General features: G+C 69.1%; 21 protein-coding genes. 19 read left to right on the forward strand and 2 right to left on the reverse strand.

From position 1 onward, the window contains the following. The first annotated feature begins 27 nt into the window (after nucleotides 1-27). From mshA to CDOO_RS02210, 4 genes are read left to right on the forward strand one after another with little or no spacing between them, the layout of a single operon-like run. Nucleotides 28-1,293, forward strand: a complete 1,266-nt coding sequence (gene mshA / locus CDOO_RS02195; protein WP_018021389.1) for a D-inositol-3-phosphate glycosyltransferase — start codon at nucleotides 28-30, stop codon at nucleotides 1,291-1,293. A 44-nt stretch (nucleotides 1,294-1,337) separates the two neighbouring features. Further along, nucleotides 1,338-2,084 (forward strand): phosphoglyceromutase, encoded by a 747-nt coding sequence (locus tag CDOO_RS02200; RefSeq protein ID WP_026159280.1) that lies wholly within the window; start codon nucleotides 1,338-1,340, stop codon nucleotides 2,082-2,084. 19 nt (nucleotides 2,085-2,103) lie between these two features. Next, a complete protein-coding gene (locus CDOO_RS02205) occupies nucleotides 2,104-3,345 on the forward strand; it encodes a sensor histidine kinase (RefSeq protein ID WP_018021387.1) in 1,242 nt (413 codons plus the stop codon). Next, on the forward strand, nucleotides 3,342-4,034 hold the full coding sequence (locus CDOO_RS02210) for a response regulator transcription factor (protein WP_018021386.1): 693 nt from the start codon (nucleotides 3,342-3,344) through the stop codon (nucleotides 4,032-4,034). Before CDOO_RS02205 ends, CDOO_RS02210 begins: the two co-directional genes overlap by 4 nt. On the opposite strand, the gene CDOO_RS02215 is transcribed toward CDOO_RS02210, so the two are convergent. Beyond that, nucleotides 4,016-4,912: a DUF3109 family protein gene (locus tag CDOO_RS02215; RefSeq protein WP_018021385.1), complete on the reverse strand. Its 897-nt coding sequence runs from the start codon at nucleotides 4,910-4,912 to the stop codon at nucleotides 4,016-4,018. The genes CDOO_RS02210 and CDOO_RS02215 overlap by 19 nt on opposite strands. Nucleotides 4,913-4,945: 33 nt before the next feature. Between CDOO_RS02215 and CDOO_RS02220 the strand changes: the two genes are divergently transcribed. The 5 genes from CDOO_RS02220 (at nucleotide 4,946) to CDOO_RS13515 (ending at nucleotide 8,332) form a co-directional block, all read left to right on the forward strand. After that, nucleotides 4,946-5,875: a Ppx/GppA family phosphatase gene (locus CDOO_RS02220; RefSeq protein WP_038573200.1), complete on the forward strand. Its 930-nt coding sequence runs from the start codon at nucleotides 4,946-4,948 to the stop codon at nucleotides 5,873-5,875. Nucleotides 5,876-5,956: 81 nt separating this feature from the next. Beyond that, on the forward strand, nucleotides 5,957-6,709 hold the full coding sequence (locus CDOO_RS02225) for a hypothetical protein (protein ID WP_018021383.1): 753 nt from the start codon (nucleotides 5,957-5,959) through the stop codon (nucleotides 6,707-6,709). Nucleotides 6,710-6,823: 114 nt separating this feature from the next. Further along, nucleotides 6,824-7,657, forward strand: a complete 834-nt coding sequence (proC, locus tag CDOO_RS02230) for a pyrroline-5-carboxylate reductase (RefSeq protein ID WP_018021382.1) — start codon at nucleotides 6,824-6,826, stop codon at nucleotides 7,655-7,657. 129 nt (nucleotides 7,658-7,786) lie between these two features. Next, the gene (locus tag CDOO_RS02235) at nucleotides 7,787-7,978 is read left to right on the forward strand and encodes a helix-turn-helix domain-containing protein (protein ID WP_018021381.1); all 192 of its coding nucleotides are present in this window, start codon (nucleotides 7,787-7,789) and stop codon (nucleotides 7,976-7,978) included. 252 nt (nucleotides 7,979-8,230) lie between these two features. Beyond that, on the forward strand, nucleotides 8,231-8,332 hold the full coding sequence (locus CDOO_RS13515) for a 30S ribosomal protein bS22 (RefSeq protein WP_003855542.1): 102 nt from the start codon (nucleotides 8,231-8,233) through the stop codon (nucleotides 8,330-8,332). Between the two features lie 17 nt (nucleotides 8,333-8,349). Here CDOO_RS13515 and CDOO_RS02240 read toward each other — a convergent pair whose 3' ends face one another. Continuing rightward, nucleotides 8,350-9,426 (reverse strand): HAD family hydrolase, encoded by a 1,077-nt coding sequence (locus CDOO_RS02240; RefSeq protein ID WP_018021380.1) that lies wholly within the window; start codon nucleotides 9,424-9,426, stop codon nucleotides 8,350-8,352. A gap of 109 nt (nucleotides 9,427-9,535) precedes the next feature. Here CDOO_RS02240 and CDOO_RS02245 point away from each other — a divergent pair, with 109 nt between their 5' ends. From CDOO_RS02245 to hemE, 10 genes are all read left to right on the forward strand, one after another. After that, nucleotides 9,536-9,787 carry a glutaredoxin family protein gene (locus tag CDOO_RS02245; protein ID WP_018021379.1) on the forward strand — a complete coding sequence of 84 codons (252 nt, stop codon included), beginning with the start codon at nucleotides 9,536-9,538 and terminating at the stop codon, nucleotides 9,785-9,787. Nucleotides 9,788-9,872: 85 nt separating this feature from the next. Beyond that, nucleotides 9,873-11,246, forward strand: a complete 1,374-nt coding sequence (locus CDOO_RS02250; RefSeq protein WP_018021378.1) for a glutamyl-tRNA reductase — start codon at nucleotides 9,873-9,875, stop codon at nucleotides 11,244-11,246. A 62-nt stretch (nucleotides 11,247-11,308) separates the two neighbouring features. Then, the gene (gene hemC, locus CDOO_RS02255; protein WP_051064020.1) at nucleotides 11,309-12,142 is read left to right on the forward strand and encodes a hydroxymethylbilane synthase; all 834 of its coding nucleotides are present in this window, start codon (nucleotides 11,309-11,311) and stop codon (nucleotides 12,140-12,142) included. 6 nt (nucleotides 12,143-12,148) lie between these two features. Next, the gene (locus tag CDOO_RS02260) at nucleotides 12,149-12,511 is read left to right on the forward strand and encodes a hypothetical protein (RefSeq protein WP_018021376.1); all 363 of its coding nucleotides are present in this window, start codon (nucleotides 12,149-12,151) and stop codon (nucleotides 12,509-12,511) included. 240 nt (nucleotides 12,512-12,751) lie between these two features. Further along, complete coding sequence (locus tag CDOO_RS02265) at nucleotides 12,752-14,515, forward strand: bifunctional uroporphyrinogen-III C-methyltransferase/uroporphyrinogen-III synthase (RefSeq protein ID WP_018021375.1); 1,764 nt, start codon at nucleotides 12,752-12,754, stop codon at nucleotides 14,513-14,515. A 147-nt stretch (nucleotides 14,516-14,662) separates the two neighbouring features. Next, the gene (gene hemB, locus CDOO_RS02270; RefSeq protein ID WP_051063995.1) at nucleotides 14,663-15,601 is read left to right on the forward strand and encodes a porphobilinogen synthase; all 939 of its coding nucleotides are present in this window, start codon (nucleotides 14,663-14,665) and stop codon (nucleotides 15,599-15,601) included. Then, nucleotides 15,598-16,158 carry a hypothetical protein gene (locus CDOO_RS02275; RefSeq protein WP_018021373.1) on the forward strand — a complete coding sequence of 187 codons (561 nt, stop codon included), beginning with the start codon at nucleotides 15,598-15,600 and terminating at the stop codon, nucleotides 16,156-16,158. Before hemB ends, CDOO_RS02275 begins: the two co-directional genes overlap by 4 nt. A 13-nt stretch (nucleotides 16,159-16,171) precedes the next feature. Continuing rightward, nucleotides 16,172-16,630, forward strand: coding sequence for a hypothetical protein (locus tag CDOO_RS02280; RefSeq protein WP_018021372.1), 459 nt, complete (start codon nucleotides 16,172-16,174; stop codon nucleotides 16,628-16,630). Between the two features lie 18 nt (nucleotides 16,631-16,648). Continuing rightward, a complete protein-coding gene (locus tag CDOO_RS02285) occupies nucleotides 16,649-19,270 on the forward strand; it encodes a heavy metal translocating P-type ATPase (protein WP_018021371.1) in 2,622 nt (873 codons plus the stop codon). Between the two features lie 28 nt (nucleotides 19,271-19,298). Beyond that, a complete protein-coding gene (gene hemE / locus CDOO_RS02290; protein WP_018021370.1) occupies nucleotides 19,299-20,357 on the forward strand; it encodes a uroporphyrinogen decarboxylase in 1,059 nt (352 codons plus the stop codon). The last annotated feature ends 2 nt before the right edge of the window (nucleotides 20,358-20,359 follow it).

Genomic DNA, 20,359 nt, shown 5'->3' on the forward strand with positions numbered 1-20,359 from the left:
GGGAGGACTCGCCTAGGATGGCTACCCATGAAAGTGGCCATGATCTCCCTGCACACCTCCCCGCTGGAACAACCCGGGGTGGGCGACGCGGGCGGGATGAACGTCTACGTCATCAACACCGCCCGCCAGCTGGCCCGGCGCGGGGTCGAGGTGGACATCTACACCCGGGCCACCCGCCCGAGCCAGGGCCAGGTGGTCGAGGTGGAGGAGAACCTGCGGGTGATCAACATCGTGGCCGGACCCTACGAGGGCCTGGCCAAGGAGGAACTGCCCACGCAGCTGGCGGCCTTCGCCGGCGGCGTCCTGGAGTACGTGCGCTGCCGGGAGCCGCTGACCTACGACGTCATCCACTCGCACTACTGGCTCTCCGGCCAGGTGGGCTGGCTGCTGCGCGACCTGTGGGCGGCCCCGCTCATCCACACCGCCCACACCCTGGCCGCGGTGAAGAACGCGCACCGCTCCGACGAGGACACCCCGGAGTCCGAGGCGCGGCGCATCTGCGAGCAGCAGCTGGTGGACAACGCCGACCTGCTCGTGGTCAACACCGAGGAGGAGACACGGGATCTCGTCGCCCACTACGACGCGGACGCGGACGTCGTGGAGATCATCCCCCCGGGCGCCGACACCGAGCTGTTCACCCCCGGCACTGACCGCAACACCGAGCTGTCCCGGCGACAGCTGGGCATCCCGCTCCACGCCAAGGTCGTCGCCTTCGTCGGTCGGCTGCAGGAGTTCAAGGGCCCCCAGGTGCTACTGCGCGCCGCAGCCGAGCTGTTCGAGCGCGACCCCCACCGCAACCTGCGGATTCTCCTCTGCGGAGGGGTGTCCGGGGCGTCGAGTAGCGACACCACCTACCGCGACCTCGCCGCTGAACTGGGAATCTCCCGCCGGGTGCGTTTCCTCGGCCCGCGCCCGCCGGAGGAGCTCGTGCACGTCTACCAGGCCGCGGACATCGTGGCCATGCCCTCCTACAACGAGTCCTTCGGGCTGGTCGCCGTGGAGGCGCAGGCGACGGGAACACCCGTGGTGGCGGCGCGCGCGGGCGGGCTGTCCATCGCCGTGGCGGACGGGGAGACCGGCCTGCTGGTGGACACCCATGACGCCTCGGACTGGGCCGACGCGCTCGCCGCGCTTCTCGACGACGATGCCCGACGCAGCGCCATGGGAGAGGCGGCCGTCGGCCACGCGGCACGGTTCAGCTGGGCCGGCGCCGCTGAGCGGCTGGAATCCGTCTACGAACGCGCGCTGAGCGAGGAACTCAGCGGCTGCCATCAGCGCAACGCAGGGGGCTAGCAAATGCTGGGCGGGGCGGGGGAAAAAGTGGCATGCTGGGGCGCATGACTAATGGAAAGCTGATCCTCGTCCGTCACGGTCAGAGCGTCTGGAACGAGTCCAACCAGTTCACCGGATGGGTCGACGTCGACCTCACGGAGAAGGGCATCCAGGAGGGCATCAACGCCGGCCGGCTGCTCAAGGACAACGACGTCCTGCCGGACGTGGTGTACACCTCGCTCCTGCGCCGCGCCATCAGCACGGCGAACATCGCACTCGACGCGTGTGACCGCCACTGGATCCCGGTCATCCGCAACTGGCGCCTCAACGAGCGCCACTACGGCAAGCTCCAGGGCCTGAACAAGGCGGAGATCCGCGACCAGTTCGGCGAGGAGCAGTTCATGACCTGGCGCCGCTCCTACGGCACCCCGCCGCCGGAGATCGCTGCGGACGACCAGTACTCCCAGGTCGGGGACCCGCGTTACTTCAACCTGCCCCAGGTCCCGCTGACGGAGTGCCTCCAGGATGTCGTGGAGCGTTTCGTGCCCTACTTCACCGACAACATTCTCCCCCGCGCGATGAAGGGGGAGAAAGTCATGGTCGCCGCCCACGGCAACTCCCTGCGTGCGCTGGTGAAGTACCTCGACGGCATCTCCGACGACGACATCGCCGGCCTGAACATCCCCACCGGCATGCCGCTGGTCTACGAGATCGCCGCGGACGGCTCGGTGGTCAACCCCGGCGGCACCTACCTCGACCCCGAGGCCGCGGCGGCCGGTGCGGCCGCCGTGGCCAACCAGGGTCAGAAGTAACGGCGCGCCACTTCACACCGTGGAACTTTTTCTCGCCTTTCTCGCGGGAGTCCTGGCTGCGGCCATCGGGCTCCCGCTTGCTTCCCGTTTCCGGACCCGGCTGAACACCATCCGGCCGTCGGCGACCCTCGAGGACAACCAGGTCACCACCGTCAGCCAGGTGCTGCACCTGGCCACCCAGGGTTCACCGACGGCGGTGACGGTCGTCGACCGCGCGGCCAACGTCATCCTCTCCAACCCCCGCGCCCACGAGATGGCGATCGTGCACGACCGGACGATCAACCCGGAAATCTGGACCGCGGCCAAGCAGGTGTTCGGCGACAAGGAGTCCCGGGACATCGAGCTCTCCGTGCCCAAGCGCCGCACGGGTAACCGGGTCACCCAGGTCCGGGCACTGATCAAGCCGCTGACGCTGGTCGACGACCGGTTCCTCATCATCTACGGCACCGACGAGTCCGAGTCCGTGCGCATGGAGAACGCCCGCCGCGACTTTGTCGCCAACGTCTCCCACGAGCTGAAAACCCCGGTCGGGGGCATGAGCCTGCTCGCCGAGGCGCTGCTGGACTCGCCGGACGACGTCGAACACGTGGAGTACTTCGGCAGCAAACTCCTCGACGAATCCCACCGCCTGGGCGAGCTCATCAGCGAACTCATCTCCCTGTCCAAGCTGCAGGGCGCGGAGGCGCTCCCGGAGATGACCCCGGTGCGTGTCGACGACATCATCACCGAGGCGATGAGGCGCAACCAGTTCACCGCCGAGGCGGCGGAGATCGAGCTCACCAAGAGCGACCCGTCGGGAGTCGTCGTCATCGGCGACCGCTCGCTCCTGGTCACTGCGGTGAGCAACCTGCTGTCCAACGCGATCAACTACTCGCCGAAGGCCATGCCCGTCTCCGTCACGCAGAAGGTGACGGACGGGGTCGTGCACATCCGGGTCACCGACCGCGGAATGGGCATCGAACCGGCCGATCAGGAGCGGGTGTTCGAACGCTTCTACCGCGTGGACAGAGCCCGTTCCCGTGCGACGGGCGGCACCGGACTCGGGTTGGCTATTGTGAAGCATGTCGTCGCGAACCACGGCGGTAACATCAGGCTGTGGTCCCGCCCCGGAACGGGGTCGACCTTCACCATCGAGCTCCCCATCTACGTCCCGGCCGCCACGCCGGAGGGTGATGAGGACGAGGTGGGTGAAGGCAGGGAGACAGGTCTTCGGAAAGCGGTCACCAGGGTGGCTTCCCTCGGAAAGGACAAGACGGTATGACAAAGATTCTCATCGTGGAAGATGAGGAATCGCTGGCCGATCCGCTGGCGTTCCTGCTGCGCAAGGAAGGGTTCGAGGTTGTCACCGTCGTCGACGGGCCGTCCGCACTCCGCGAATTCGAGCGCGGGGAGACCGACATTGTCCTGCTCGACCTCATGCTTCCCGGAATGGCGGGAACGGACGTCGCCAAGCAGATGCGCGCCACGTCGAACGTGCCCATCATCATGGTCACCGCCCGCGACTCCGAGATCGACAAGGTCGTGGGCCTCGAGCTGGGCGCCGACGACTATGTCACCAAACCGTATTCCTCCCGCGAGCTCATCGCGCGTATCCGCGCGGTGCTGCGCCGCGGCGGCGAGATCGCCGAGGATGAACCCACCTCGGACTCGCAGATCCTCGAGGGCGGCCGGGTGAAGATGGACATCAGCCGCCACACCGTCACCGTGGGCGGCGAGCCGGTCCCCATGCCGCTCAAGGAGTTCGACCTGCTGGAGTACCTGCTCTCCAACTCCGGCCGGGTGCTCACGCGCGGCCAGCTCATCGACCGGATCTGGGGCGCGGACTACGTCGGCGACACCAAGACCCTCGACGTGCACGTCAAGCGCCTGCGTTCCAAGATCGAGGAGGAGCCCTCGCGCCCCCGCCACCTCGTCACCGTGCGCGGGCTGGGTTACAAGTTCGAGATCTGACTGCTCGCCGGGTGCCGTAGCCGCGGCACGTCCTCGCGGCTGCGGCAGTGCGCGGCCAGGACCTCGTAGGACGGCTCGCCCATCATGGCGATGAGTTCCGTCTTCTGCGCCCGCCACATCGGCTCTTGGGCCACGTGGCACGCGGAGTCAGTGGAACACCACCAGTCGAAGTCCTCGCCCCCGCCGCCCCACGCGCGGCGGTCGTACTCGCCGATGGTGGTGCGGAGAATCTCCACGCCGTCGGTGCGGTCCTCGTACGCCTCGTGGCGACGCATGGGCACCTGCCAGCACACTTCGGGCTTGACGACGGTCACCTCCCGCCCCTCCGCGATCGCCCACTGGTGCAGCGCACATCCGGGCCCGGTCTCCCATCCCGAGCGGTTGGCGAAGATGCACGCCCCCTCCACGACGCTGGTCTTCAGCGCCGGCTCGGGGTTGCCGTCCTCGTCGTCGAGCTCGTCCCAGTCCAGCCACGGTTCCACCTCCACCGCCTCGGCGTCGGCGAGGAACGCATCCGTCCGGCGGGGACGGTGCTGCCAGTACTTGGCGGGCATCTCCGCCACCGCGTCGTAGAGCTGATCGCGGTCCGTCTCATCCGCGAGGTAGGCACCGTGGGTGCAGCACCCCACGTCGGGCAGGGCGGCGTCAATGCCGTGGCACTCGGGCTGGCCGAACCTGCAGGTGTAGAACGACTCCACCCAGGTCAGGTCGATGGAGAACACATGCTCGGGATCCGTCGGATCCGTGAACTCGAACCACTCCCGCGGGAAATCGGGCGGCAGCTCCCGGCCCGCCCGGATGGAGGCCGCGGCCGGAGACGAGGCGGGAAAGCCGAGGTGTACGGGAGTGCTGACCGGGGGTTCGGGCGGGTGATTCACGCTTTACCAAGGTAGACCGTCTACCCTGTACGTGTGCGATTAGGTGTATTAGACGTGGGCAGCAACACTGTCCACCTCGTGGCGGTCGACGCCACCGGTGGTGGACGACCGGCCCCGATGAGTGACTGGAAGACCACCCTGCGACTGGTGGAGATGCTCGACGACTCGGGCGCCATCGACGACAAGGGGAAAAAGAAACTCACCAGTGCCGTCGGTGAGGCTGCGGAGATCGTCGAGAAGCTGGGCTGCCGCGAGATGATTCCCTTCGCCACCTCCGCCGTGCGTTCGGCCACGAACTCCGACGAGGTCCTCGACTACGTGGAGAAGCAGACCGGGGTACGCCTCGAGGTGCTCTCCGGCGAGGACGAGGCCAGGCTGACGTTCCTCGCGGTGCGCCGCTGGTACGGCTGGTCCGCCGGCCGGATCACCAACTTCGACATCGGCGGCGGCTCCCTGGAGATCTCCACCGGCACGGACGAGCAGCCGGATCTTGCGCGCTCGCTCGACCTGGGCGCGGGTCGGCTGACACACCAGTGGTTCGACACGGATCCCCCCGAGCGGCGCCGGATCAACTCGCTGCGCGACTACATCGACGCCGAGCTGATGGGCCCCGCCAAAGAATTCGCCCGCTACGGTGAGCCGGGCTTGGCGGTGGGAACGTCCAAGACGTTCCGTACACTGGCGCGCCTGACCGGCGCGGCACCCAGCTCCGCCGGGCCCTTCGTGAAGAGGACCCTCACCGCACCCGGCCTGCGCCAGCTCATCGCCTTCATCTCGCGCATGACCGCCGCGGACCGGGCCGAGCTGGAGGGGATCAGCGCAGACCGGTCCCACCAGATCGTCGCGGGAGCCCTCGTTGCCGAGGCAAGTATGCGAGCCTTAGGGGTGGAACAGATGGAAATCTGCCCGTGGGCGCTGCGAGAAGGCGTGATTCTGCGCCGGATCGACAAAGGTCTTGAATAAGGTCTTGGATAAAGTCTCGAATAAGGTCTGGACTAGAGCTGGGACAGGGACTGACAATGAACATTAAGGACGGAAGCCACCATGGCCGATGAGAAACAACTGACTGTCGCCGAGCTGCTCGCCCGCAACCGCCAGGGCGGGGAGGCGGCAGCGTCCGCAGGCACCGGTGAGCAGCCGAAGCGTCGGCGCCGCCGGAGCCTCGAGGACGGCGGAGTCTCCGTCGCCGAGCTCACCGGATCCTTCAAGGCCGTCAAGGCGAGCCCCGTGGAGTCGCGGCATTCGTCGGTGCCCCTGGACGAGCCGGCTGCACAGCCGGTGAAGGCTGAGCCTGTTAAGGCCGAGCCCGTGAAAGCCGTGCCCGCGAAGGCCGCGCCGTCCAACGACGACACCGGGGTGATCGACCGCGTCGTCGAGAAGCCCCGGCCGGTGGCGAAGGGGAAGCCCGCCGTCCAGGACACCACGGAGACCGGCGTTCTTCCGCGCGTCGAGGCGCCTGCGACCGCTCCGGCTCCGGCCCCCGCGGACATCGCCCCCGAGCGCGTCGAGGAGCCGGTGGCTCCGGACGCCGAGACCGAGGGAGGCTCCGGTGTCGGAGCCGCCGTCGTGCTGGCCATCGTGGGCATCGTCATCGGCATCGTTCTGTTCCTGCTCTTCCAGGCGCTGTGGGCGCGTCTCGACGTCTGGCTCGTCGTAGTCCTCGCCCTCGTGGTCACCGCGGCCCTGGTGGCCGTGACACACCGGCTGCGCACCGCCAGCGACGGGCTGTCCATGACCCTGGCCGGCCTTGTCGGCCTGGTCCTGACGTTCGGTCCCGCGGCGCTCGTGCTCTTCTGACCTGACCGCAGCACCGTCAAGCGCCATCCAGCACGGCCCCGCCCACCCCGCAGTCCCCGGGGGCAGGCGGGGTTTTCTGCTGAGCCGGGGGAGGCTCTGGCACTATGGGGCAGCATGAGCACTATCGCAATTATCGGCGGAGGCAACATCGGCGAGGCCCTGATTTCGGGCCTCCTCGCAGCTGACCGCGACCCCCAGTCCATCATCGCCACGAACCGCACCCGGTCCCGCTCCGAGTACCTGGAGAAAACCTACGGGATCCGCACCACGGACGACAACCAGGCCGCGGCCGACGGCGCGGACTACATCTTCCTGTGTGTGAAGCCGCCGCAGATCGTGCCCCTGCTGGGCGAGCTGTCCGAGACGATCGACCAGAGCGGCAGCTCGATCGTCGTGTCCCTCGCCTCGGGGGTGACCACGTCGGCCATGGAGGATGCGCTGTCGGCGGGCTCGCCGGTCGTCCGGGTCATGCCCAACACCCCGATGCTCATCGGCAAGGGTCTGAGCGCGTGCGCCGCCGGCCGTTTTGTCACCGAGGACCAGATGGACGCCGTCTCCGAGCTGCTCGGCGCGGTGGGGGATGTCGTCGTCGTGGGGGAGGACGACATGGACGTGGTCAGTGCCGTCTCCGGTGCCGGCCCGGCCTACTACTTCCTCATGACCGAGGCGCTCATCGAGGCCGGCGTGCAGCAGGGTCTCAAGAGGGACGTGGCGACGAAGCTCGCCCGCAGTGTCGCCGCGGGCGCGGGAGCGCTGCTCGAGACCAGTGAGGACGAGCCGGCCAAGCTGCGCGCGAACATTTCCTCTCCCGGCGGGGTGACCATCGCCGCGCTCCGTGAGCTGGAGGAATCCGGCCTGCGCGGGGCGTTCTTCCGCGCCATCGAGATCAGCGCGCAGCGCTCTGCAGAGCTCGGGGCCCCGTCGACCACCTCGGACGGGGACCACTGACAACCCCACGGGGGAACCTGAGTCGCAAGAGTCACACGTTTCCCGCTAGGATGATTGAGACACGTGCGTGTTGATTCTGCGGGAGGGGAAGCCTGCAGCGCGATACGTGGCTGAAGGGTTGAATATTTTATGGCTAACGAAGATAAAGGAACGTTCCTCACCGTCGCGGAGGTCGCAGAAATCATGCGGGTCTCCAAGATGACCGTGTACCGCCTGGTTCACTCCGGTGAACTTCCGGCGGTGCGTGTGGGGCGATCGTTCCGTGTGCATGAAAAGGCTGTCAACGAATACCTCGAATCCTCGTACTACGAGGCCGGCTAGGTCTTAGTTGCAGGGTGCCGGTTCCTCGGTGCCCGCCCGCTCCGCCTCCGGGCCGGAGCGGGTCTCTTTTTTGTTCACCCGCAGCAAGGCCGCTATGCTGGGGCAGTATTCGTGTCGGTCTCGATCACGCATCCGATGTCCGCGCCGCCTGTCCGGGGCGCGGGTGTCACCGCAACCGTGTGTGCACCACGGAGGTGTGGCGGGTCGGCTGGCAGGTTTTTGGTACGTACTACAACGAAACGAGGAAATCTTATGGGTTCCGTCATCAAGAAGCGTCGCAAGCGCATGTCCAAGAAGAAGCACCGCAAGATGCTTCGTCGTACGCGAGTTCAGCGTCGTAAACTCGGCAAGTAAATTCCTGCCGCTCATGCTCAGCCCCGGTCGTTGACCGGGGCTGACGTGTTTCTCCGGGCACGTCGGACACCGGCGAGGGAGACCGCCGCCGTGACCAGCGCGGGCGCCCCCCAGGTGCGCACGGCCCGCCGGACCCCGCGGTAGTCGCGCACGGCCCAGCCGCGACGCTGCGCCTCTGCCTTCAGCGTCTTGTCCGGGTTGATGGCCACCGCGGTGCCCACCATCGAGAGCATGGGGATGTCGTTGGCCGAGTCGGAGTAGGCGGTGCACCGCTCCAGGTCCAGGCCTTCCAGCGCGGACAGGGCGGCGACGGCGTGTTTCTTGCCGGAGCCGTGCAGGATGTCCCCGAGCAGGCGACCGGTGAACCGACCGTCGATAGTTTCCGGGACCGTGCCCAGCGCTCCGGTGAAGCCGAGCCGCTCCGCCAGCACCTGGGCGAGCTGGACGGGCGTGGCGGTGACGAGCCAGACCTGCTGGCCTGCGTCGAGATGCATCTGGGCGAGTTCCCGGGTGCCGGGGTAGACCTTGTCGATCATCGCGGTGTCGACGATCTTCTCGGCGAGCTCCACCAGCTCTCGCACGTCCCGACCGCGGATGAACTCGAGCGCCTGCTGCCTTCCGCTGGCCACGTCGGCCGCGTTCTCGCTGCCGGTGAGGCGGAACTTGGCCTGTTTCCACACCATGGACCCGACGTCGCGGGGCCGGAAGAACCGTCCGCGCGCCATGCCCATGCCGAGCTGCACCAGCGAGGACCCCTGGATCAGGGTGTTGTCCACGTCGAAGAACGCCGCCGCGCCGGCATCGACAGGAATGTCGGGGTCGGGGGTGGTCAGGCGCTGGGAACCGGCCGCCGCGTAGGAGCCGTGGACGGAGTCGACCCCCGAGGTGTACTGGTCGAACTCGATCCCGAAGACCTCGGAGATCGCCGCCTCCGCCGCGGCCTCACCGGCCTCACGCTGGAAGTCCTCGCCCAGCGGCGGCGCGGCGAACTCCTCCACCCAGCTACGGATGTTGCCCCTGGACAGGGTCCAGGAGGACAGAAAGTCCATCGCGGAGGAGGGGAACTCGTCGGGGGCGGCTGATTCCGGACTCACAGGGCAGGCAAGACCTTTCGGGGGTTGGCGCGGGTGGCTCGTGAGCCCCCATCGTAGAATGTGACGCCACAGAGCGCGCCACAGAGAGCGCGCGACGAAGGGCAGAGGCATGGCACGACAGGTGGAACTGATGGTCCGGCGGACGTGCGGGTCCTGCGCGCGGGTCGCGGAGCAGATCCGTCCCGTGGTGGAGGGGGCGGGAGCTGGGCTCACCCTGCGCGACGTGGATGAATCCCCGGAGCTGGCCATGGAATTCGGCGACCGGGTCCCCGTGGTGGTCATCGACGGCGAGGAATTCGCCTGCTGGGAGGTCGACGACGAGGAGCTCGCCGCCGAGCTGGCGGGAAACAGGGCGGGTTAACGGCACCCGTGGGTCCGGGGGTAGTCTTTGGTTGGATAGAACCCGCCCGTCGTGGTGCGGGGAGCGGTAGACCCTGGAGGAATCTGTGAGTGTTCTCGTCGTCGGCATGTCGCACCGGTCAGCGCCCGTCACGCTGCTGGAGCGGCTGAGCATGGACGACCGGATCCGCGAGGACGCCGCCACGTCGCTGGTGGGGCAGCAGTCGCTGTCCGAGGCCATGATCATCTCCACCTGCAACCGCCTCGAGGTCTACTCGGTCACCAACTCCTTCCACGCCGGCGTGCGTGACGTGGTCACCGTCCTGGAGGAGATCTCCGGGGTCGACACCGACACCCTGCGCGGATTCCTCTACGTGCGTTACGCCGACGCCGCCGCGGAGCACCTGATGGTGGTCGCCTCCGGCCTGGACTCCATGGTCGTGGGTGAGCAGCAGATCATCGGCCAGGTACGCGCCGCGTACCAGGAGGCCGCGGAGAAGGGCACGGTCGGACCCGGCCTGCACTCGCTCTCCCAGTCGGCCCTGCGCACCGGCAAACGTGTGCACTCGGAGACCGCCATCGACGACGCCGGCTCCTCCATGGTGAGCTTCGCCATCGGCGACGCCCTCGGCCAGCTGGGCACGACCACCCTCGCCGGCCGCACCGCCCTCGTCCTCGGCGCCGGGGCGATGGCCTCGCTCGCGGCCACCCATCTGGGCCGGCTGGGGGTGGACAAGATCATCGTCGCCAACCGGACCTTCGCCCGGGCGGAGCGCCTCGCCTCCCATGCCCGGGAGGCGGGGGTGGCGGCCGAGGCCATCGACTTCGCCTCCCGCGCGCAGGTGCTTGGCGACGTCGACCTCGCCGTCTCCGCCACGGGCGCCGACGACTTCACCATCACCGCGGCCGACATCCCCGCCGACCGCCATGACCGGCTCATGCTCATCGACCTCTCGCTGCCGCGGGACATCGACGACGCGGCCGCCGGGCTGGACGGGGTCGGCCTGGTCAACATTGAGTCCCTGCACAAGTCCGTGACCTCGCGTGACTCCACCTCCGTCGCGCACCGCAGGGCCCAGGAGATCGTGGCCGAGGAACTCGAGGCCTACTCGTCGGCGCAGCGCGTGCGCGACGTCGCCCCGGCGGTCACCGCCCTGCGCAAGGGGGCGAACGACATCGCCGAGGACGAGCTCGCGCGGCTGCGTGCGAAGCTGGACAACGTGGGGGACGAGGAATTCGCGGAGATTTCGCGGACGGTGCGCCGGGTCGTCGATAAGCTTCTCCATGAGCCGACGATTCAGGCCAAACGACTCGCAGCAGACTCGGGATCGCTGAGTTACGAGACCGCGCTCCAGCAGCTCTTCGGGCTGGGCTCCGTGATCGACACCACCGCCGTGGCCGTCGATGCCGCAGAACTGCCCGAGGAGGACACCGCCGGCCGCAGGGGCCGGAAGCTCAAGGAAAGGATCGCAGGCCAGTGACGACACAGAAGCTGAAGATCGGCACGAGGGGATCGCTGCTCGCCACCACGCAGGCGGGGCACATGCGCGACGCGCTCATCGAGGCGGGACACGACGCCGAGCTCACCATCATCACCACCGCCGGCGACGTCAACATGGCGCCGGTCGAGCGCATCGGCGTCGGTGTGTTCACCCAGGCGCTGCGCGACGCCATGGCCTCGGGGGAGTGTGACCTCGCGGTGCACTCCTTCAAGGACCTGCCCACGGCCCCCGACGAACGATTCCACCTCGTCGTGCCCGTGCGGGAGGACAACCGGGAGGCGCTCATCGCCCGCGACGGACTCACCCTGGACGAACTGCCCCGCGGCGCGCGGGTGGGCACCTCCGCCCCGCGCCGGGTGTCGCAGCTGCGGGCCCAGCGCCCGGACCTGGACATCCGCCCGCTGCGCGGGAACATCGAGACGCGGATGGGCAAGGTCACCAGCGGCGAGCTCGACGCCGTGGTGCTCGCCTACGCCGGCCTGGTCCGCGTCGGCCTGCAGGAGCGGGCGACCCAGGTGTTCACCCCCGCGGAGCTCTACCCGGCGCCGGCCCAGGGGGCACTGGCTATCGAATGCCGCGCGGACGATGTCCGTGCGCGCGAGGCCATCGACACCCTGCTGGAGAGCGGGGCCTTCGACTGCGCCCGTGCCGAGCGCTGGGTGCTCGCCCGCCTGGAGGCCGGATGCACCGCCCCCGTGGCGGCATGGTCGACCCGCGCGGAGGACGGCACGATCCACCTGCGCGCCGGGGTCTTCGCCGTCGACGGTTCCGAACAGCTCACCGCGGAAGCCACCGGCAGCGACGCCCACGCGCTGGGCGTCGAGGTGGCCGAGCGGCTGCTCGCCGACGGCGCCGCGGCCGTCATGGAGAAGTAGCCCGCCATGGCACGGCTGGATGTCCAGTCCGACCGGGTGCGTGTGCAGCTCTTCTGGTGGGAGAAGGCCGCCATCCGCCGCTCGCACCTGACCATTCCCCGCCGCGCCATCACCGGGGTCACCGTGGTCACCGACACCTGGGACGCCGTCGGCGAGGGCCGCTACGAGCAGTCCGCGAAGGTCCCCGGGCTGACCCGCTCGGGCACGGTCGTGTCCGAGGACGGCAGCGGCGACCGCACCTTCGCCCTGTGCCACCGCCGCGGACCCGGCCTGGTTCTCCACCTGCAGGGGGCGACGTTCCGGCGCATCGTCCTGTCCACCCCGGGCCTGGCGGCGGCGGAGGAATACGCGGAGGCCATCGGCGCCTGATCCGGCCCGGGACGTGTTCCGGGCAGGCCGGTTGACGTTTTTCTTTCTGGGGTCCCCTGCCCTATGGTTGTGGATACCACACGGCATCCACCACGGGTGGACATAGGCCCCCTTTAGCTGTAACCGCTGCTCACCGGGGTCGCCGCGAAAGACCGCCCCCGCTACGCCGACTGCTCGCCGTCTGCCGGGGTGCGCCCGCTGTGCGGGTGACCGACGCTTCCGAGACTAGAAAAGATCCCCATGACCCAGGCCCTCTCGACCCCCCGACGGGGGACGATCGTTTTCGTCGGCGCTGGACCGGGTAATCCCGATCTCCTCACGGTCCGCGCCCGCGAAGTGCTGGCGGACAACGCCATCGCCGTCACGGACGCCGATGTCTCCGCCGGAATCCGCGAGGTGGTGGCCGAGCACCTGCCCGTGCCCAAGGCCATAGTCGATGCCGCCGACGAAGCGTACGAGCGTCTCTGCGCCGAGGCCAAGGAGGCGGGCGCCCGGCGCAAGCCCGCCCGCCCAGCGGCCCCCACCGCCGCGGACATCCGCGAAATCAGCGCGCAGGATCCGCAGCAGACCGTCGAGCTGCTCACGCAGGCGCTCGATGACGCGGCCGCGGCCCTCGCCCAGGGTGAGGGCACCGGAAACGTCGTCCGCCTGGTCGCCGGTAACCCGCTGACCAGCGACGGCGTCAAGGCCGAGATCGCCGCCGCCGCCGCCGCCGGCCTGGACTTCCAGGTCGTGCCCGGCATGTCGCTGCCGTCGACGGTCCCGTCCTTCGCCGGCATCGCGCTGGGTTCCACGTACACCGAGGCCAACGTCGGCGACGGCGACACGGACTGGGCCCAGCTCGCAGCGGCCCCCCAGCCGCTGGTGCTGCAGGCCACCGCGGACGATCTCCCCGTGATCGCCACGGAGCTGCTCGCGCAGGGTTTTGACCCCCAGACCCCGGCGTCGGTCACCGTCAACGGCACGACCCGACTGCAGCGCACCTACGACACCACGCTGGGCCTGCTGCCCAAGCTCAACGCCGACCTGCCGGGCCAGCTCGTGGTCACGTTCGGCACGGGTGTCGACGAACGCACGAAGTACTCCTGGTGGGAGAACCGCCCGCTGTACGGCTGGCGGGTGCTCGTTCCCCGCGCCAAGGACCAGGCCGCCGCGATGAGCGCCCGCCTGGCCACCTACGGCGCGATCCCGCAGTCGGTGCCGACCATCTCGGTCGAGCCGCCGCGCAACCCCGCGCAGATGGACCGGGCGATCCGGGGCATCATCGAGGGGCGTTACCAGTGGATTGTGTTCACCTCGGTCAACGCGGTGACCTCGGTGTGGGACAAGATCACCGAGCTCGGGCTGGATTCCCGTTCCTTCGCCGGTGTGCATCTCGCCGCGGTGGGGGAGAAGACGGCCCAGGCGGTGCTCGATCGCGGCCTGACCCCCGAGCTGCTGCCACCGAAGACGAAGCAGAACGCTGCCGGCCTCGTCGACGTGTTCCCGACCTACGTTGAGGAGATCGACCCGGTCTCCCGGGTGCTGCTGCCCCGCGCGGACATCGCCACGGACACGCTTGTCGACGGCCTGTCGGACCTGGACTGGGAGGTGGAGGACATCGTCGCCTACCGCACCGTCCGGGCCTCGCCCCCGTCGGTGGAGGTGCGCGACATGATCAAGTCCGGCGGCTTCGATGCCGTCTGTTTCACCTCCTCCTCCACGGCGAAGAACCTCGTCGGCATCGCCGGCAAGCCGCACCAGCGCACGATCATCGCGGCCATCGGCCCGATGGCCGCGGCCACGGCCAGAGAGCTCGGCCTGCGGGTCGACGTCGTCCCCGATGTCGCGGACATGGAGCACCTTGTCGATGCGCTGGCCGAGCACGTCGCCGAGCTGCGCTCTGCCGGGCAGCTGCCGCCGGCGCGGAAGAAACGACGCGCGCGTCGAAAAGCGACCGACGAGGGTGCGGCCGGAGAGACCGAGCTCGAGCCGGAAGGCTCGGACGGCTCCCGGAGCGCCTGAGCGGTTCCGTTAGGATGGGGCGGCAACTGATTTCCGATCGCCCCTGACTCCTGAAGGATCTGAACGGCCATTAACGCTTCACACCCCCCGCAACTCCCTGTCTCCACCCCGCTCCGTCGCCCCCGCCGCCTGCGCACCACCCCGGCGATGCGGAGACTGACGTCGGAGACGAGGCTGCACCCCGCTGACCTCATCCTCCCGATGTTCGTCGCCGACGGCATCACCGAGGCGCGGGAGATCTCCTCGATGCCCGGGGTCCACCAGCACACGCTGGACTCGCTCAAGAGTGCGGTCTCCGAGGCACTCGAGGTGGGCGTGCGCTGCGTGGATCTGTTCGGGGTCCCGCTGGACAGCGACAAGGACGCCGAGGGCAGCGAGTCGTGGAACCCGGACGGCGTGCTCAACGTCGCGGTCCGCGCGCTGCGCGAGGAGTTCGGCGACGACCTCCTCGTCATGGCCGACACCTGCCTGGACGAGTTCACCGACCACGGTCACTGCGGCGTGGTCGTCGACGGCGTCGTGGACAACGACCGCACACTGGAGCTCTACCAGAAGATGGCCGTGGCCCAGGCGGACGCGGGCGCCCACCTGGTCAGCCCCAGCGGCATGATGGACGGGCAGGTCCTGGCCATCCGCGAGGCTCTCGACGACGCCGGCCATCAGGACGTGGCCATCATGGCCTACTCCGCCAAGTACGCCTCCGCCTTCTTCGGCCCGTTCCGCGAGGCCGTCGGTTCCTCCCTGCGGGGAGATCGACGCACCTACCAGCAGGATCCCGCGAACTACCGGGAATCCATGCTCGAGACCCAGCTGGACATCGACGAGGGCGCGGACTTCGTCATGGTCAAACCCGCCCTGCCGTATCTCGACGTGCTCGCCGGGGTCGCCGAGATGTCCCCGGTCCCCGTGGCGGCCTACCAGGTCTCCGGCGAATACGCGATGATCGAGGCGGCCGGGCGCAACGGGTGGATCGACCGCGACGCCGTGATGATGGAGTCCCTGACCTCCATCAAACGTGCGGGTGCGAACCAGATCCTCACCTACTTCGCCGTCGACGCGGCCAAGAAACTGCGGCAGGAATCGTGAGCACCGCAGCAGACCTCGGCACAAAACGCCCCGAGGCCGTCCGGCTGGCCATCACCACGTGGGCCGTGGCCCTGGCCGTGGAGCTGGTCCACCAGATCACCCAGATCACCATGTCGGTCCTCGATCCGGCCGAGCTCACCGCCGCGGCGCGGGAATCCGCGGAGTCTGCGGGAACGAGCGTCGAGGGCGCCAGCGACACGCTGATCGAACTCACGGTCTACGGCTCCATCGCCCTCATGGGCCTGATCAGCCTGCTGGTCCTCGTCGGGTTGGCGGTCGCGCTGCGGTTCTACGCCTCGCGCCATCGGCTGGCCGACGGCTCGCGCCGCCTGCTCATGGTGTTCTCGTTGTACTTCGGGCTCCGCGGCCTGCTGGTCTTCGCCGGCGGCACGATAAGCCCGGGGGTCCCCGTCTGGCTCATGCTTCTCGACGGCTCCCTCCAGCTCATCGTCGCCGTCGCCGCAGTCCTCGGCCTGGTGTTCTCCGGCCGCAAGGAGTCGGTGGACTACCTCGCTTCGACCGCCCCCACCGACGCCGACACACCCGCCCGGAAATAGAGGAGAGACCACCATGTCGATGTTCCCCAGCCCCCTCGGGCGCGAGTACAACCCGGGCCACAGCACCGGGGAGTCCGGTGGCCCCACCCCGCGGCCGATGCGCTGGGGATTCGGGCTCGCGGTCCTGGCCGCCGTGGTCATGCTGGTGACCGGCATGGTCCTGCTCAGCTCGGTGGGCACCTCCCGCACCGAGGTGCCGGACGAGGTGGTGGACACCTACATCATGAATCAGCGCATCGTCGCGTGGGGCAACCTCGTGGGCGGGCTGGCGCTGGCGGCGCTGTCGCCGCAGCTGCTGAAGGGCCGCTACCGCGGGTGGTGGGCGGGATTCCTCGTCGCATCCATCGTGGTCAACGCGCTCGGCCTCTTCGTCCGGGTGTCCGGCCCGGCGTCGCTGGTGATCATCGCGCTGCTGGCCTTCGCCGCGGTGTTCGCCTACCGACCGGCATGCAACCGCTTCGTCCGGCGGTAGGGAGTAGCATTCCGGAGCATGTCCACAGATGATCTCCGGGTCAGCGACGACGTCACCTGCGCCATCGACGACGCGCGGAACGCCGCACGTGCCGCCGGTCTGTTCTCCGGCGATGACACCGACCGCGAGCTCGATTCCTCCCGCAACATCTCCTACGCCTTCGAACTCACGGGTCTGCGCTCCGCGGCCGATCTCGGGGAGATAGAGGCCGCCCTCGGTCGCCTGCCCGGCGTGCGCGCCCGGATCGTCTATCCCTCGGCGACCGCCTACCTCACCGCGCCCGAGACGGTGTCGCTGGAGAAGCTGGTGGCGGTGCTGGCGGAGTTCGGCGTGGACGCGGTCCTCACGGACTCATCCCTGCGCCGTCGCCTGTTGACCCCGAGCCAGCTGCACGGCCCGGATTCCCGGTTGTCCGATCCGGCGCGGCTCCGCAAGATGCCGGGCAGCACCCGTCGGCACCTGGCGGAGGAGGCCAGAGAGCTCCAGCGCGCACGCGCCGCCGGATTCCTCGACCACAGCAGCAAGTACGGCGACCCGGACACCCACTCCGACGGCGACGTCCTCTACACGGCCAAGGAACTGGTCTCCCCGACGAGGTTCCTCGTCGCCCTGGTCCTCTCGGTCCCCGTCGTGGCCATGATGTACTCGCAGGCCCTGCAGTTCGACGGTTGGCAGTGGTGGTCGCTGGGCCTGGCCACCCCCGTGGTCACCTGGTGCGCGCTGCCCTTCCACCGGGCCCTGGTCGGCGGCATCCGCCGTGGCATCTCGGCCCTCGACGGCGCCAGCGCGGTGGCCATCATCGTGGCCTACCTGTGGTCGCTCATCGTCCTGGCCTTCACCGGGGTGGGTGAGCTGGGCTGGCACTCGAGCCCGACGTGGTTCGCCTTCGACCACGGGGGAATCTCCGAGGGCGAGCTGTTTCTCGACGTCGCCTGCGTCATGACCGTCGTGCTGCTCGCGGGTCGTCTGGTGACCATGCGCAGCCACGCGAGCCTGCTCAAGCAGATGGAGGCCCGTCGCCCGTCGCCGACGCAGCCCGCCCTGGTGGCCAAACCCCACCATCGCTCGGGAAGCTCCCGGCCGGAGAAACTCACCCTCGGCGAGGTCAACGTCGGTGACGACGTCGTCGTCGGCGCGGGGCAGATCATCCCGGTCGACGGGGCGATCATCGGCGGCTCCTGCCACGTGTCCCCGGGCCTGGTGGACACCGAGTTCGAGGAGGGCCGGGAGGTCAAGGTCGGCTCGTACGTCTACGCCGGCACAAAGAACCGCGACGGCCGGATCAAGGTGCGCGTCGAACGCACCGGCCACGCGACCCGGATGGCCGCGGTCCACCGCTGGGTGGAGGTGGCCAACTGGCGGCAGAACCAGGCCACGATGCTGTCCACGAAGTTCGCCTCCGTGCTCATCCCCGCGGCCGTCGCCATCGCCGTCACCGACTTCCTGCTGTGGTACCTCGTGACCGGCAACATCAACTCGGCCGTGGCCACCGCCCTGGCGGTCCTGGCCTCGGTGGCCCCGGTGGCCCTGGCGCTCTCGCCCGCGCTGGCGATCCGCCACGGCATCGAGGCCGCGGCGAGAAGCGGCGTCATGGTGCGTGACGGCTCCACGCTGCGCCGGCTCAACGAGGTGGACACCGCGATCTTCAACCGCCTGGGCACGCTGTCCAGCAACGAGATGCGGGTGGAGAATGTCGTCGCCGCGCGGGGCGAGCACTCGGAACTGGTGCTCCGGGTCGCCGCCGCCCTGGCCATGGAATCCGGCCATCCGGCCTCGCAGGCGCTGGTGAAGGCGGCCCGGGCATCCAGGGACCGGGACGACGAGGCGTCGACAAGCGCGAACGTCCCCCACTGGATCGATGTCAGCCGGGTGGAGCTCACCCCGGGCGGTGCCTTCACCGGCCTGGTGGAGCTGCCCATCGCGGACAGCGACGGCACCTACGTGCCGCGTCAGGTGGAGGCCATGCTGTGGCGCCCGCGCACGATGTCCGATCTCACCGGCACGCTCGCGGCCGCCGCGGTGTCGGGCGGCACCCCGTTCGTTGTGCGCTGGCAGGGGGTGGACCGGGGCGTGATCACGCTGCTGGACTCGACCCGCCCGGACGCGGAGAAGGGCATCGAGCTGCTGGAGGAGCAGGGCGTGGAGACGATCATGCTCTCCCGCGACACCTACCCCGTGGCCAGGCGGTTCGCCGACCGGCTGGGCATCGACAACGTGCTCGCCGGCATCACCCGGGACGCCAAGGTCCGGGCCGTGCGCGGCGTGCACACGCAGGGCAAGACGGTGGCGATGATCGGCGACCTCACCGTGGTCGAGGCGATGCGCGCCGCCGACGTGGGCATCCTCATGGGTGAGACGGAGGCGCTGGACCTCAACAAGGAGGTCGGGCACGAGGGCGTCGACGTGGTCGTGCTGCCGGACACGGTCACCTCCGTGGCCCGGCTGCTGGCACACAGCCGCCGGATCTGCCGGATCATCGACCGCAACATGGTGCTCAGCTGGACCTACAACATCCTCGCCATCGGGGCGGCCGTGGCCGGCGTGCTCAACCCGATGGCGGCCACGCTGCTCATGATCGGATCGTCGTGGATCATCGAGAAACACTCCAATTCGGCGAGGACGTTTCCGCGGTTAGCGTGAGTGTGTGTCCGTACCCCATAATCGGGGTATGAGCAGACGAGAGCTTGTCGACGCCCCCATCCTCGACACCGCCACCGGGCGCAGTCCGAAGCGCACCCCGGTGTGGTTCATGCGCCAGGCCGGGCGCTCGCTGCCGGAATACAAGGTGGCCCGCGAGGGAGTCTCCATGCTCGACTCCTGCTTCATGCCGGAGCTGCTCGCCGAGATCACCCTGCAGCCGGTGCGCCGGCACGACGTCGACGCTGCGATCCTCTTCTCCGACATCGTCGTCCCCCTCAAGGCCGCCGGCATCGGCGTGGAGATCGTCCCCGGCCGCGGGCCCGTCATGGACCGAGCCCTGAGCACGCGCGAAGACGTGGACAACCTGCCCGTCCTCGATTCCGAGGTCCCCGAGGTCGCCGACGGCATCCGCGGCGTGCTCGCGGAGCTGCGCGACGACCAGGCCCTCATCGGCTTTGTCGGCGCCCCGTTCACCCTGGCCAGCTACCTGGTCGAGGGCGGGCCGAGCAGGAACCACGAGCGCACCAAGGCCATGATGCACGGCGATCCGGGCACCTGGCACGCGCTCATGGAGCGCCTCGTGCCCACCATCACGTCCTTCCTGAAGACCCAGGTCGACGCGGGCATCGACGCCATGCAGCTCTTCGACTCCTGGGCGGGGTTCCTCACCGAGCGGGACTACCGCGAGTTTGTGCTGCCCTACTCCACCCGCATCCTGGCCGAGGTCGAGGGCGTGATCCCGCGCATCCACTTCGGCGTGAGCACCGGCGAGATCCTGGGCGCCATGTCCACCGCCGGCTCCGAGGTCATGGGGGTGGACTGGCGCGTGCCGCTGGATGTTGCCGCAGAGCGTATCGACGCCGCCTCCGGCCCGACCGTCCTCCAGGGAAACCTCGACCCTGCCCTCCTCTTCGCCGGCACCGACGTGGTGCGCTCGGAGGTGCGCCGGATCAAGGAGGAGGCCGCGCGGGCCATCGCCGCCGGTCATGCCACCGGCCACATCTTCAACCTGGGTCACGGCGTCCTGCCCAACACCGACGCGGACGCCATCACGGAGGCCGTGTCCATCATTCACGAGGAGTCCTGACC

The organism is Corynebacterium doosanense CAU 212 = DSM 45436, assembly GCF_000767055.1.
GTDB classification, from domain to species: Bacteria; Actinomycetota; Actinomycetes; order Mycobacteriales; family Mycobacteriaceae; genus Corynebacterium; species Corynebacterium doosanense.

Coding starts and splice junctions, on each gene's coding strand:
- CDOO_RS13515 (WP_003855542.1), top strand. CDS start 8,231: ATGGGTTCCGTCATCAAGAAGCGTCGCAAGCGCATGTCCAAGAAGAAG.
- hemC (WP_051064020.1), top strand. CDS start 11,309: ATGCGCGACGCGCTCATCGAGGCGGGACACGACGCCGAGCTCACCATC.
- CDOO_RS02260 (WP_018021376.1), top strand. CDS start 12,149: ATGGCACGGCTGGATGTCCAGTCCGACCGGGTGCGTGTGCAGCTCTTC.
- CDOO_RS02210 (WP_018021386.1), top strand. CDS start 3,342: ATGACAAAGATTCTCATCGTGGAAGATGAGGAATCGCTGGCCGATCCG.
- CDOO_RS02235 (WP_018021381.1), top strand. CDS start 7,787: ATGGCTAACGAAGATAAAGGAACGTTCCTCACCGTCGCGGAGGTCGCA.
- CDOO_RS02245 (WP_018021379.1), top strand. CDS start 9,536: ATGGCACGACAGGTGGAACTGATGGTCCGGCGGACGTGCGGGTCCTGC.
- hemB (WP_051063995.1), top strand. CDS start 14,663: ATGCGGAGACTGACGTCGGAGACGAGGCTGCACCCCGCTGACCTCATC.
- mshA (WP_018021389.1), top strand. CDS start 28: ATGAAAGTGGCCATGATCTCCCTGCACACCTCCCCGCTGGAACAACCC.
- CDOO_RS02225 (WP_018021383.1), top strand. CDS start 5,957: ATGGCCGATGAGAAACAACTGACTGTCGCCGAGCTGCTCGCCCGCAAC.
- proC (WP_018021382.1), top strand. CDS start 6,824: ATGAGCACTATCGCAATTATCGGCGGAGGCAACATCGGCGAGGCCCTG.
- CDOO_RS02280 (WP_018021372.1), top strand. CDS start 16,172: ATGTCGATGTTCCCCAGCCCCCTCGGGCGCGAGTACAACCCGGGCCAC.
- hemE (WP_018021370.1), top strand. CDS start 19,299: ATGAGCAGACGAGAGCTTGTCGACGCCCCCATCCTCGACACCGCCACC.
- CDOO_RS02200 (WP_026159280.1), top strand. CDS start 1,338: ATGACTAATGGAAAGCTGATCCTCGTCCGTCACGGTCAGAGCGTCTGG.
- CDOO_RS02265 (WP_018021375.1), top strand. CDS start 12,752: ATGACCCAGGCCCTCTCGACCCCCCGACGGGGGACGATCGTTTTCGTC.
- CDOO_RS02285 (WP_018021371.1), top strand. CDS start 16,649: ATGTCCACAGATGATCTCCGGGTCAGCGACGACGTCACCTGCGCCATC.